General features: G+C 32.4%; 12 protein-coding genes. All 12 read right to left on the reverse strand.

All coding sequences use genetic code 11. From position 1 onward, the window contains the following. Positions 1-55: 55 nt before the first annotated feature. On the reverse strand, positions 56-628 hold the full coding sequence (gene pdxT / locus CCC31_RS12365) for a pyridoxal 5'-phosphate synthase glutaminase subunit PdxT (protein WP_260978108.1): 573 nt from the start codon (positions 626-628) through the stop codon (positions 56-58). Between the two features lie 60 nt (positions 629-688). After that, positions 689-1,564, reverse strand: a complete 876-nt coding sequence (gene pdxS, locus CCC31_RS12370; protein ID WP_117909846.1) for a pyridoxal 5'-phosphate synthase lyase subunit PdxS — start codon at positions 1,562-1,564, stop codon at positions 689-691. Positions 1,565-1,773: 209 nt separating this feature from the next. Further along, positions 1,774-3,072: a hypothetical protein gene (locus tag CCC31_RS12375; protein ID WP_290851884.1), complete on the reverse strand. Its 1,299-nt coding sequence runs from the start codon at positions 3,070-3,072 to the stop codon at positions 1,774-1,776. Beyond that, a complete protein-coding gene (locus tag CCC31_RS12380; protein WP_260978109.1) occupies positions 3,060-3,968 on the reverse strand; it encodes an ABC transporter ATP-binding protein in 909 nt (302 codons plus the stop codon). Before CCC31_RS12380 ends, CCC31_RS12375 begins: the two co-directional genes overlap by 13 nt. Then, a complete protein-coding gene (locus CCC31_RS12385) occupies positions 3,968-4,345 on the reverse strand; it encodes a GntR family transcriptional regulator (RefSeq protein WP_118565537.1) in 378 nt (125 codons plus the stop codon). Before CCC31_RS12385 ends, CCC31_RS12380 begins: the two co-directional genes overlap by 1 nt. Positions 4,346-4,475: 130 nt before the next feature. Beyond that, positions 4,476-5,594 carry a cell division protein FtsZ gene (ftsZ, locus tag CCC31_RS12390; protein ID WP_117909842.1) on the reverse strand — a complete coding sequence of 373 codons (1,119 nt, stop codon included), beginning with the start codon at positions 5,592-5,594 and terminating at the stop codon, positions 4,476-4,478. A gap of 191 nt (positions 5,595-5,785) precedes the next feature. Continuing rightward, positions 5,786-6,946 carry a cell division protein FtsQ/DivIB gene (locus tag CCC31_RS12395; protein ID WP_290851888.1) on the reverse strand — a complete coding sequence of 387 codons (1,161 nt, stop codon included), beginning with the start codon at positions 6,944-6,946 and terminating at the stop codon, positions 5,786-5,788. A 22-nt stretch (positions 6,947-6,968) separates the two neighbouring features. Then, a complete protein-coding gene (locus CCC31_RS12400) occupies positions 6,969-8,156 on the reverse strand; it encodes a putative peptidoglycan glycosyltransferase FtsW (RefSeq protein WP_117909840.1) in 1,188 nt (395 codons plus the stop codon). Between the two features lie 39 nt (positions 8,157-8,195). Next, positions 8,196-9,167: a phospho-N-acetylmuramoyl-pentapeptide-transferase gene (mraY, locus tag CCC31_RS12405; protein ID WP_022088210.1), complete on the reverse strand. Its 972-nt coding sequence runs from the start codon at positions 9,165-9,167 to the stop codon at positions 8,196-8,198. 115 nt (positions 9,168-9,282) lie between these two features. Then, the gene (locus CCC31_RS12410) at positions 9,283-11,004 is read right to left on the reverse strand and encodes a penicillin-binding transpeptidase domain-containing protein (RefSeq protein WP_022088211.1); all 1,722 of its coding nucleotides are present in this window, start codon (positions 11,002-11,004) and stop codon (positions 9,283-9,285) included. Positions 11,005-11,072: 68 nt separating this feature from the next. After that, complete coding sequence (locus CCC31_RS12415) at positions 11,073-13,058, reverse strand: penicillin-binding protein 2 (RefSeq protein ID WP_178515383.1); 1,986 nt, start codon at positions 13,056-13,058, stop codon at positions 11,073-11,075. Positions 13,059-13,064: 6 nt separating this feature from the next. After that, complete coding sequence (locus tag CCC31_RS12420) at positions 13,065-13,550, reverse strand: cell division protein FtsL (RefSeq protein WP_117909837.1); 486 nt, start codon at positions 13,548-13,550, stop codon at positions 13,065-13,067.

Genomic DNA, 13,550 nt, shown 5'->3' on the forward strand with positions numbered 1-13,550 from the left:
TTTCTTAAAACGTAAAATCTGATTTCATGACATCTTTAATAAATAAAAGTAAATTTTATTTATTATTTATTATCATATCTACGAAATATTTATGTATTTTATCACTCTCATTTAATTCAGGATGAAATGACATTGCTAACATATTATTGTATTTTACGGCTACAATTTTTTCATTTACCACAGCCATAATTTCTGTGCCACATTTAACTGCTTCCACATATGGAGCCCTGATAAATGTCATTGGGACCTTTCCTATCCCCTTCATTTCTTCTTCCGTATAAAAGCTGCCTAATTGTCTTCCATAAGCATTTCTCTTTACTTTTACAGGCAACAGTCCTAAATGAACTTTATCATCATTTGCTATTTCTTCAGCTAAAAGTATCATTCCTGCACATGTTGCAAGTACCGGAAGTCCTTTTTTTATTTTATTTTTTATTTCGTCTTCCATTCCAAGTTCTTTGATTAATTTACCCTGAACTGTACTTTCTCCCCCTGGAAGTATAATGCCATCAAATTCTTTATCCAAATCTTCTTTTTTACGAAGTTCAATGCATTCTACCCCTAACTTTTCAAGCATTTTTTCATGTTCTATAAATGCGCCCTGCACTGCAAGTACTGCAACTTTCATTGTATGTCTCCTTACATTTTAGTATCAGATATAATCTAAAATTTACATTTTAAAATTATATTATTCTCCTCTTTTTGCCATTAAAAGTTCAATTTCCTGCTCGTTAATTCCAACCATGGCCTCACCTAAATCTTCTGATAATTCAGCAAGCATTTCATAATCATTGTAGTTTGTTACAGCCTTTACTATAGCCTGAGCACGTTTCTTAGGATTTCCTGATTTAAATATACCTGATCCTACAAATACACCTTCTGCTCCTAACTGCATCATTAAAGCTGCATCTGCAGGAGTTGCAACTCCACCTGCTGCAAAGTTAACAACCGGAAGTCTGTGATTTTCATGAACATATAATACTAAATCATATGGAACTCTTAATTCTTTTGCTACTTCGTATAATTCATCTTCTCTCATTGATCCGATTCTGGCAATTTCCTGATTCATCATTCTCATATGACGCACTGCCTGAACAACATCACCTGTTCCAGGTTCTCCTTTTGTTCTAATCATTGAAGCACCTTCATTGATTCTTCTTAAAGCTTCTCCTAAATCCTTTGCGCCACATACGAATGGAACATTAAATTTTGTCTTATCAATATGGAATACATCATCTGCCGGTGATAACACTTCACTTTCATCTATGTAATCGATTTCAATTGCTTCTAAAATCTGAGCTTCAGCAAAATGACCGATTCTGCACTTTGCCATGACAGGAATTGAAACTGCTTCCTGAATTCCTTTAATCATTGCAGGGTCACTCATTCTTGCCACACCGCCTGCTGCTCTAATATCTGCCGGAATTCTTTCAAGTGCCATTACCGCACATGCTCCTGCTTCTTCTGCTATCTTTGCCTGTTCCGGTGTTGTAACATCCATAATTACTCCACCCTTTAACATCTGTGCTAATTCCTTATTAAGTTCATATCTTTTATTTGCCATTTTTGCTCTCCTTATAATACCTTTATTTGTATTTATTTTTAGGATTACAAACGCGTCTGTAAATTCAACCTATTCTCTTTTATATTTAGGCTTCTAATTTGATATATCTTTTTTACTTTTACATAATACAAAAAAACTGATACTGTCTAAATATCCATTTTAGTATTTTTAGATAGTACCAGTTTTTATTTATTACTATAATTTATGTTTTAATCCCATCCTACACTTTCTTCCTGCTCTATATTTTTTTCAGGAAGATATACATTTACTTCATAACTTGAAAAACAGTAATTTTCAACATCAGTATTATACGAATTAATATTGTGATTAAATATATTTGTATAATTACCTAAAAATACATCATTAGACAATATTAAATACATTTTATTTTTTTGTTTGCTTTCTATATGCATCTTATGATTCTTTATATATACATTAAATTCCATATTTTCATATATATCCTTAATATAATCGCTATGTATTTCCGGTGCATACCTTACTATTTCTACATACGGTTCAGTTTCTCCGTCTTCCAGTGATGAAATTGAATAACCATGTATCATCATTTGACTTTCAATATCAGCATCAATATCAATTTTTTCACCATCTGAAATATTCAATGGATATCTTACAGTTTCTACAGAATCATCAACATAATCATCAACATAATCAACAACATTTTGTTCACTAACATATGATGTACCCATAACTGCTGCCATTAGTGTAATTGCTAATAGCACCGCACTAATTACTTTATTTCCATTTTTACTGTCTTTTATGTTTATTTCTAACAATAACCCTGCACTAAAGCAAACAACTGATGTAATTAATATTTTACATATGCACACCCATATATTATTTTCAAAACAATAGAAATTAACAACTGTCTTTGCCATATCAAAAATAATATTATTTCTTTGCCAAATAAAAATTGATACAAATAGTACAACCATCACAATAGAAGCTGCTATACTTTTCCTAAACACTGTACTTACAAACTGCATAATACATGTGACGAAAACTATCCACATTAGTCCCATAACAAAAAACAACAATACATTTTTTACAACCATTTCATTAACAACAACTAATTTATCATTATATTGCTCTATTAATTTTGCCAGACCATATCCTAACACCATATTTAATGTGCATTGTAAAATCCATATTATTCCAACTGTATTCATTGTTAGAAAATGAGATAAATATATTGTTTTACTGTTACACGGATAATTATTTACGTAGTCTTTATAAAAAGAATTAAAATATGTCATTACTACTATAAATATAATAGATGCAATAATTGCATATTGTCCATCAATTCCCATGTAATCAAATATTATGTCCCCTTTTTCATTATTAAAGTAAGAAAATAAAAGACTCAAAACCCAATCAATTTCCATAAAAAACGTTACCGGTATAATAATCATCATAACCTGCTTTATTCTATACATTTTGAGTCGCAATTTATACAAATCAAATATATTTTTACGCTCTATTTTTCCCATAATTTTTCCAAATCCTCTCCTAAATTTACCGTTGTTCTATACATATAGAATTCTTCTGCTGTCAATCTTTCAGCAATAAGTCCCTTATCCTTAATCTCTTCCATAACAGTTTTATTGTAATCTTCTTCCACAACAGCAATATTATTAGTCTCGCATAATTGTTTAAAAATAACTTTCTTATCTTTTACAAATTCAGTTACCTGCTGTCTTGTTCCTTTTACCTTAAATGCTTTATGTTTCATTTCATCTACATCGCCATTATAAAGAATCTGTCCAGCCCCAATCATACATATATTTGCAAGTATATTTTCCATCTCTGATAGCAAATGACTTGAAATTAATATTGTTCTTGGATATTCTATATAATCACGTAATATAATATCGTATATCTGTTTTCTTCTTACAGAATCCGCTCCCGATACAGGTTCATCTAAAATTGTAATTTCTGCTCTTGAAGCAATTGCACATATAAAATTAAATATTGTTGTCTGACCTTTCGACAAACGTCCTATCCTTTTGTTCTGTTCTATATCAAAAACATCCATTAACTTATTTGCAAAATTAATATCAAAATTCTTATACATTAATTTATGATATTGAAGTATATCTTTTAACTTTGATCTGCTCTCAGTATTATAAGTGCTTGATGCATAGATTATTTTATTAGCAGTCTCAATGTCAGTTGCCGGATCCCTGTCATCAATTAATACACTTCCTTCATCGGGACTGAGTTTTCCTGCTATAAGCTTCATCAATGTTGTCTTTCCTTCACCATTTCTTCCAACTATTCCAACTATTTGTCCCGGTGCTATGCTAACATTTAAACCATTGAATATCTTTTTACTTTTATATCCATATCCAAATTTCAGATTTTCTATTTTAATCTCATTACTCATTACTGCCCTATCTCCTTATATTTTTCTTCTATCAGCTCAATCACTTCCTGTTTAGACATCGATAATCTTTTTCCCCAGCAAACCAGGTCATCTACTATCTTAGTCATCTCTTCTTTTCGTTTTCTGTCTTCAACAAGTTTTTTAGCATTAACTGCAATGGTCATTGCCTGACCTCTTTTCTTAATTAAAATTCCTCTGTTGACAAGAAGATTTATTCCCTTTGCAGCTGTTGCCGGATTAACATGCAATTCCTTTGCCAAAACCAATTGTGAATAACATGATTCTCCTTCTTCGAGTTTACCTGATAAAATATCGTCTTCTATAGCATCTGCAATTTGAACATAAATAGGGACCATACTATTTTCATTAATATCCATTATGTTTCTCCTACTACATTACTCATATAATGTAGCATAGTTGTAGTGTAGTTATTTGTCAAGTTGAACGCAAAAAGAGACAGACCTATATCAAATACGAGTCTGTCTCTTTTATATATTTTAATCTAATTTATTTGTTCTGTAAGAAATCAGGAATCTTTAATTCTCTTGGTTCTACTGTTGGCTGTGGTTTTATCGGCTGACTTGATGTAAATGGCTTAATTGTTGATGCACCTGATATTCCGCCAAAAGGTCTTGTTGTTTTTCCTGTTGCAAATGGATTAGCTGTGATTGCACTACCCTGATCAATTCCTGTAGCCATAACAGTAATTGAACATTCATCAGGATATGTATCATCATAGCGAACACCAAAGATGATATTAGCATCTTCACCTGCTAATTCCTGAACATAACTTGCTGCTTCATTAGCTTCAAAGAGTGATACATCACCTGTAATATTAACGATAACGTGCTTAGCACCTTCAATTGTTGTTTCAAGTAATGGAGATGTTACAGCCATCTGAACTGCTTCGTTAGCTTTTTCATCACCACTTGCTGAACCGATACCGATATGTGCAATACCTGCATCTCTCATAACTGTCTGTACATCAGCAAAGTCAAGGTTAATTAATGCAGGTACATTAATTAAGTCTGTAATACCCTGTACTGACTGCTGTAATACTTCATCAGCTTTCTTTAATGCTTCAGGCATTGTTGTTCTTCTATCAACGATTTCAAGTAATTTATCATTAGGAATAACAATTAAAGTATCAACATTTTCCTTTAATCTTTCTACTCCTGCTAATGCATTGTTCATTCTTGTCTTAGCTTCAAATCTAAATGGCTTTGTAACAACACCTACTGTAAGTACGCCCTGTTCCTTAGCGATTCTTGCAACAACAGGTGCAGCTCCTGTACCTGTTCCACCGCCCATACCACAAGTAACAAACACCATGTCTGCTCCCTTGATTAACTGAGCTAATTCTTCAACATTCTCTTCTGCTGCTGCTTCACCAACTTCAGGCTTAGCTCCTGCACCAAGTCCCTTAGTTACCTTTTCACCAATCTGTAATGTTGTTGGCGCTTTACATCTCTTTAATGCCTGTGCATCTGTATTTACACCAATAAATTCTACTCCACCTATATTTTCATCTATCATACGGTTAACAGCATTATTACCTGCGCCACCTACGCCTATAACGATAATCTTTGCAACTGCTTCTGTTTCATTTGTTGTGATTTCTATCAAGAGCTTGTCCTCCTTCGTTTCATTTCATTCATTATTCTCGATACTCTAACTCAATTAGTATACAACAATGTAGAAAAAAAATCTACTTCATTGCATATATTATATATAATATATTCGTTTGAAAAAAATATCAACAAATTTTTTTACAAAATAATAATATTTTTAAATTTTTACTGTTCAACTGCTGTAGTTTATTCATTTGTTGCTTCATTACTTACCGGATTACTATTATTTTGTGTTTCATCCTGATTTGTACTATCCACACTCTCACTTTCACTCTGGGATGATGTCTTAGTTTCATTTTCCTTTAAAGTATATCCGCTTCCATCTGTACTCAAAGACTTCATGTTAAGAGTGCCTTTATATTTAAGTAGTCCTCCATCAATCATATCACTCAAATCTATCATTTTTTCATTTAAGTCTCTACCTTTTCCAAATTCAATTTTTACTTTCTTTATGTAAATAGAAGCCTGTCCATCTTCTGTAATTTCAATTTTCTTTACATTAAAGTTATATTTCTGAATTGCCTGGGAAACAGTCAGTAGCAAATCATATACATCTTCATCTTTAACTTCAAATTTTTCATACAATTTAGGATTATTAATTTCGATTCCAACAACATTTGGAATACCTTTTATTTTCTCGGTAGCTAATTTTTCTATAACACCGTCTCTGTCAAAATAAATATATATGCCATCTTTTTCCACATAACCAATTAGACTTTTTTCATATACCGATATTTGAAGTTTTGATGGTGACTTCATTTTGACATCATATTTATCTAAAAACGGAATTTCCACTTTTCCCATTCCGGTTTTCGCTTTTAACCAGAATACAAATGTATTTTTATTTTTTCCATCTTTAAATATGTAATCCGTCAATTCCTGCTGTGTGTATATTTCATTTCCTTTCATTTCTACGGAATTTAATTTAAAGCCAAAATATATAATGCAAAATACCGCTGCCACAACTGCAGAAATACTTAAAACAACTTTAAGCACCTTTCTTAAAGTTCTTGTTGCCTTTCTAAATCGCATTTTACGTATTCTTTTTTTACTTTCTTTTTGAATACGCCTTTCTTCTTTCTCCTCGTTCTTTCTTGCTCTTTCCTGTGCTTTTTTCTGCAGAATTCTCTCTTTTTCTTCTGCCTTTTTAGCCTGAAGTTTTTTCTTTCTCTGTTCCTGACGTCTTAGCTCTTCCTGACGTCTTTCATTTCTTTCTCTATTTTCTCTTTCGTTTCTTCGTCTTTGTTCGGTTCTTTCCGCCTGCTGATGATTTTTTATCTGCGTCTGATGTCGATGTTGACGCTGTTTTTTCATCTGCGCACGTTTTCTATCCATTTTTCTGCTCATAAAACTGCATCAACTCCTTTTCTTATTGTATTCTCTTAATCTGTTTTGAGACAGCTAATACAAGTGACATTTCATATAACAGGAACAATATTGATGTTCCTCCATAACTTATAAACGGAAGGGATACACCTGTGTTCGGGATTGAATTTGTTACAACCGCTATGTTAAGCACTACCTGAACTGATATTTGTGCCATAACACCAACAACCAATAATGACGAAAATAAATCCGGTGCATTTCCTGCTATAATTCTCATTCTTCTTATTATAAATGCAAATAAAACAATAATTGCAACTGCTCCAAACAATCCTAATTCTTCGCATACAATTGAAAAAATCATATCATTTGCACTTTCAGGAACAAAACCAAGTTTCTGTGCACTCTGTCCTAATCCTTTACCAAATAATCCTCCTGAACCTATGGCATACAATCCCTGAAGCACCTGAAATCCACCATCAGCCGCATTATCTTCCGGATTTAGCCATACCGAAATACGATTCAATCTAAATCCATCACCATGTAATGTTAAATATGCTCCCATTGGAATTGCTGCTAATGCTACAAGAAATATCGCCTGTTTAACAAATTTCTTTGGCACACCTACTACTAAAATCATAATAGCCGGTATTGTTGCAATTATAATGGCTGAACTTAAGTTAGATGTTAATACCATGATTGAAAGTGTCGCTACAATTGTATAACTATATACGCGCCATATGTTTCTGTAATCCTTTAACGCCTTTTGTGAACATTTTGACAACAGACTTGCAGTAAGCACTATAACCGTAAATTTTACAAATTCTGCCGGCTGGAAAGAAAATATTCCATATCCTAACCATCTTTTTGCACCATTTCTTTCGATTCCAAGAGGTGTTGCCACAACCATAACAACACAAACAATAGAAACTATGTACATTGGCATTGCCATTCTATTCATAAGTGTTATAAAAAACTTTGAATTTTTTATAACAAACCAACCTACAACCCCTCCTGCAATAGTAAATATAATTTCTCTTTTTACATAATAACTTGCATCGCCTTTAGCTAACTGAGCCGAATAGGAACTTGCACTATAAAGTAATACAAATCCAAGGCAAATCAAAAAAATTAAAACGCATAAAAGGCTATAGTCAAAATAATTTACAGATTTCTTTTCTTTTTTAGTTTTAACAATTTCATCTTCTGAAACTGAATTGTACTCTGTTTTCATATTTACTCCTTTCTAAGCGTTTTAATTTATATTGTCATTTTATAATGCTACATATCCTAAAAGGCATAATACTGCTGTTATAACTGTAAATGCTGCAACTATCTGTGTTTCCATATATCCACATTTTTCAAAATGATGATGTATTGGTGTCATTTTGAAAATTCTTCTTCCCTGACCATATATTTTCTTTGTTATTTTGAAATATGTAACCTGCATCATAACTGTTACTATTTCCATGAGATAAATAAATGCAACTATCAAAATAAATAATGGCATTTTCATCATATATGCTGTTGCAGCAACAAATCCGCCAAGTGCTAAGGAACCTGTGTCTCCCATAAATACTCTTGCAGGATATACATTGAATAATAAGAATCCCATTAATGCACCTGCTAAAGCTGCTGTAACTGGTGCTATTCCACTATTTGTTCCTATTGAAACCACCATGAAAAATACTGCTATCATTAATGTAACACTTGTGGCCAATCCATCTAAACCATCTGTAAAATTAGCTCCATTTACAGTTCCTAATACAACGAAGAACAGCATTGGTATAAACAACCATCCCATGTCAACTGTCTGACCATGTGTAAATGGAATTATAATTTCTGTTCCCATTCCTGAATATTTTACCATATAAAATGCGAATATTGCTGTGATAACAATTTCACACAACATTTTCTGTATCTGATTTAAGCCTTCATTTCTCTTCATAACTACTTTAATGAAGTCATCTAAAAATCCTACAATTCCAAATCCTATTGTTACAAATAATATTGGAACAATCTTTGGATAATCTTTTATAAAGAACAAAGATGTTACGATTAAACTAAATAAAATAATCATTCCACCCATTGTAGGTGTTCCTGCTTTGCTTTTATGACTCTCCGGTCCTTCTTCTCTAATATACTGTCCAAATTTTACTTTTTTTAATATTGGAATTACTATAGGGCATAAAATTATGCTAATAACAAATGACATAATTATTCCAAAAATAATATTTGTATCCATTTTTTCTCCTCTTTCTGTTTTTTTATAATTATAATCACTTCTTTACAAATAGAAAAGCGATTTAATTTACGTGCATTAAATATATATCACATTTTTAATAAGTATGCATTATATTTTATTTAACAACATACGGTAAAATATTCTCATATAGTTGTTTCATTAACGGTCCAACTACTGTTCCTCCATAATATACTCCTTGCGGTTCATCAACAATTATCATCGCAATAACCTGTGGATCATTAGCAGGTGCAAATGCCATAAAAGATGCTATATATTTTCTGGCACTTCTTGGAAGTTTCTGCGATGTGGCGGTCTTTCCACCTATTCTATATCCTTCAACCTGTGCTTTATTTCCCGTTCCTTCAGCAACCACTTTTTCCAAAATATATTTCATTTTTTCTGAAACATCTTTGCTTATTACATTTTTCTTTTCATTATATTTTAATTTTTTAACTGTTTCATTGTTTTCATTTCGAATTTCAACACCAAAATGTGGAGTTACCAAATTACCTCCATTTACTATGGCACTTGCCGCAGTCAAAAACTGTACAGGTGTAATCTGAAACGACTGGCCAAATGACATTGTTGCTAATTCAACATTCCCTACATTTTTCTGTTTATGAATAATTGTTCCTGCTTCGCCAGGCAAATCAATTCCGGTTGTTTTTAAAAGTCCAAGCTTATCCATATAATTATAAAACTTTTTTACTCCAACTCTTAATCCAACATTTACAAATACCGGATTGCACGAATTCATGGTTCCATGTACAAAATCCTGACTTCCATGCCCGGTAGTCTTATGGCATCTTATCCTTCTGTCATCTACAACTACAAATCCCGGACAATTAAATGTCGAATCCAAACTTACAAGATTTTCTGACAAAGCCGCGGTTGCCGTAACAATTTTAAACGTAGAACCCGGCTCATATGTGTCATTTATGCATTGATTTCTCCACATATTATTAAGTAAATCCTGTTTTGATTTTCCGGAAGTATCATTTGAAAATTCTTCTGTAAGAGAATATGGATTGTTCAAATCAAATTCCGGTGCATTTACCATGGCCATTATTTCTCCGTTTTTAGGATTCATAACTATCACCGAAACATAATTTGCCTGCTTTGCTCCTAATGCATTGTAAGCTATTTGCTCACAATATTTTTGAATATTTATATCTATTCCTGTAACCAGATTATAGCCGGGTACAGGTTCAACTCTTTCTTCTAATGCTGTATCTAACTCTATTCCCCTTGAGTCAGTAGGCGTTAGAATGAGTCCGTCCTTGCCCTGAAGATATTTGTCATATTTAACCTCAAGTCCTACAATGCCCTGATTATCCGCTCCGGTAAATCCTAACACTTTTGATGCCATCGAAGAATAAGGATAATACCTTTTGTAATCTTCGTCAACCTTTACGCCGTCAAAATCATAGCTTCGTATTTTATCTCCTATTTCTTTATCCACATTGGACTTTATTTTTTCTCTTACACTTACTTTTTCTACTTTTTTTCTTACTTCTTTTTCTTCTAAATCCAGTTCTTCACATAACATCTTAATTACTGCGTCCGTATCTCTAATCTGTCTGTGAATTACCGAAACCGTACATACAGTTTTGTTAGACGCAATAACATTATTATTTCTGTCTAATATTTTTCCTCTGGCAGCTTTAATTCTACGTTCTCTTTCCTGCACATCCAACGCTTTCTGAGAATAATATTCACCCTTAACTACCATTATATATACAAGTTTTCCAAATACCCCTAACATCATTATGTATATTATGCAGACATATATAAGCATCATTTTACGTTGCTTGGTTCTTACTTTACCCAGTTTCATAAATAACCATTTTTTTAATGATTACTACTAATATATTCTGTCATTTTAAACATATTCTGTATAAATAATTATTCTTCACCTGTATAATCATTTTGATTTTCTGTCTGTGTTTCTACAGGCATATCCTCCTGTGTTATTCCCTGAGAATAATTATCCTTTATATCACTCTTTTTTGTATTTGTTATATCCTTATCTTTTCCTGCATCTTCAGTCTGAGAAACACCCATATATGGAAGTACCTGTTTCATAATATATGTCCAAAATTCTGTACTAAACGCTGTGGACTGTGTATCCTCTTTTGGAGAATCCATGATTGTATAGCATACTACCTCAGGATTTTCAACAGGTGCACATCCTAAAAATGAAACGATATATTCTCCTGGAATTCTTCCTGTCTTTCCATCTGTATAATGCTTTTCTGCTGTACCTGTTTTACCACCAATTGTATATCCCGGAATAGCTGCTGTTTTACCTGTTCCGTCTGTAACTACAGCTCTTAACGCTTCTTTTATAAAATCAGAAGTTTTATCAGTTACTGTTTCCTTTACTAAAGTCTTTGAATAATTATCAATTAATTCTCCATCCTCTGAAACAACTTCTTTTACTACATGTGGTTCGTAATAATTTCCGCCATTTACTAAAGAAGAAAATCCTGCAACCATTTGAATCATGTTTACATTGATATTCTGTCCAAATGAATTAGTAGCTAAACTTGATGCACCCATATTACTATCATATACAAGTCCTCTTGTTTCACTTGGTAAATCTATACCTGTTTTCGCACCAAATCCAAATCTTCTCTGATATTCAACTAATTTTTTTGCTCCTAAATCAAATCCGATTCTCATAAGAGCATCATTACATGAATATGCCAATGCCTGTTTTGTTGTGATTGTTCCATGTCCTGAAACATCATGACATCTAATAGTAAATCCACCTACAACTTCATATCCATCACAAAAATATGTGCTGTTTCTTGTAGTTTTTCCTTCTTCATATGCCGCAGCAATAGTAAACGGTTTAATTGTTGAACCCGGTTCAAATGAATCACTTACACAAAAGTTTTTCCATCTTGAATTAAGTGCATCAGAAATTTCTTTTTCTGAAAGATTTTCCTGTTCCTGTTCTGTGTATTTAAATGATAAATCCCATGGTTCATTTAAATTAAACGTTGTATTATCAGCCATAGCAAGTATTTCACCTGTATTAGGGTCTGCTATTACTGCTGCAAGTCTCTTTGGCTGATATTTTTTCATATATTTCTTTATTGCTTTTTGAACAATTCTTTGTATATTCATGTCTATAGTCGATACAACTGTATCTCCATTAGTAGGATCCTTAATTACAGTCTCCATACTGTTATCTGAATTTACATATCCATATTCTCGTCCGTTAAGCCCTGAAAGTACATCATTATAACTTGATTCAATTCCAATATTCGCACTTCCATCTTTATTAACAAATCCTAAAGTGCTGCATGCTAATGAATTATACGGATACATTCTCTTATATTCTTCTTCAAACCATACACCCTTTACATAAGATATTTCCTTTGCTTCTTCTTTTGATGGTTCTTCCTTATTAATATAATCCTTATACCCTTCTATATCTTTGTATTCTAACTGCTTTAATACTACCCAGTAACTGTTATCTTTTCTTTCTTTTATGCCTTTTGTAAGTTCATCTTTATTCAAGTCAAAATATCTTGTCAAAACATTTACTGTTGGTTCAAGATATTTTTTGTTGCTAAGAATTACCTTTGAATCAATCACAAGATTGTATACTTTAACGCTTGTCGCTAACACATTTCCATTTCTATCTAAAATGTCTCCTCTTTTATAAGGAAGTGTCTTGCTTGTATAACCTTGCTGTGCCAATACCTTAATTGAATATTCATCTCCTTTTGCCTTTGTCAAATATCCAATTCTTATACATAACGCAAATAAAGCTAGGATGATTAATACAAATACAATCGCTAGCTTTTTCTGCATTCCTTTATTAAATTCTGCTCTCTTATATGACCGTCTTGCCGGTCTTCTTCTATTTTCTACCATAATCTTTTATTCTTTCGGAATATCTCCATACTGCACGGTATAACCGCTATCGCTTGATTTGTAGAAAACTATCTGCTCATCTGTAGCTTGAGTCATACCCATTTCCTGTGTTGCCTTTTTATAAATGTTGTTTGTATCCATACAACTGTTTATAGAATAATTTAATGAGTCATTTTGTGAAGCTACTGTGCTAATGTCTGTTTTTAATTTTGAAATTTCACTTCTTGTTTGAGAAATTTCTGACTGTACATATAAATATCCAAAGCACATTGCAAGACATACCGCAAATACTCCTGTAAGGAAAAATACATATGAACCATTCATATGTAATGCTCTTTCCCTTTCTCTTATTTGTCTTTCTGACTCATATACTCTTTTTCCATCTTTATATACTCGTCTTGTTCTCTCTGGAACTATTTCTTCTTTTCTAACTGTATTTCCGTCTATATATGCATTACTACGATATCCGTACTCCCTTTTTTCCTGTTTCAT

This window comes from Eubacterium sp. LMAG:50 (assembly GCF_008680265.1).
GTDB classification, from domain to species: Bacteria; Bacillota; Clostridia; order Lachnospirales; family Lachnospiraceae; genus Eubacterium_U; species Eubacterium_U album.

Coding starts and splice junctions, on each gene's coding strand:
- CCC31_RS12400 (WP_117909840.1), bottom strand. CDS start 8,156: ATGAAAACAGAGTACAATTCAGTTTCAGAAGATGAAATTGTTAAAACT.
- mraY (WP_022088210.1), bottom strand. CDS start 9,167: ATGGATACAAATATTATTTTTGGAATAATTATGTCATTTGTTATTAGC.
- CCC31_RS12415 (WP_178515383.1), bottom strand. CDS start 13,058: ATGGTAGAAAATAGAAGAAGACCGGCAAGACGGTCATATAAGAGAGCA.
- CCC31_RS12395 (WP_290851888.1), bottom strand. CDS start 6,946: ATGAGCAGAAAAATGGATAGAAAACGTGCGCAGATGAAAAAACAGCGT.
- pdxT (WP_260978108.1), bottom strand. CDS start 628: ATGAAAGTTGCAGTACTTGCAGTGCAGGGCGCATTTATAGAACATGAA.
- CCC31_RS12420 (WP_117909837.1), bottom strand. CDS start 13,550: ATGAAACAGGAAAAAAGGGAGTACGGATATCGTAGTAATGCATATATA.
- CCC31_RS12375 (WP_290851884.1), bottom strand. CDS start 3,072: ATGGGAAAAATAGAGCGTAAAAATATATTTGATTTGTATAAATTGCGA.
- pdxS (WP_117909846.1), bottom strand. CDS start 1,564: ATGGCAAATAAAAGATATGAACTTAATAAGGAATTAGCACAGATGTTA.
- CCC31_RS12410 (WP_022088211.1), bottom strand. CDS start 11,004: ATGAAACTGGGTAAAGTAAGAACCAAGCAACGTAAAATGATGCTTATA.
- CCC31_RS12385 (WP_118565537.1), bottom strand. CDS start 4,345: ATGGATATTAATGAAAATAGTATGGTCCCTATTTATGTTCAAATTGCA.
- CCC31_RS12380 (WP_260978109.1), bottom strand. CDS start 3,968: ATGAGTAATGAGATTAAAATAGAAAATCTGAAATTTGGATATGGATAT.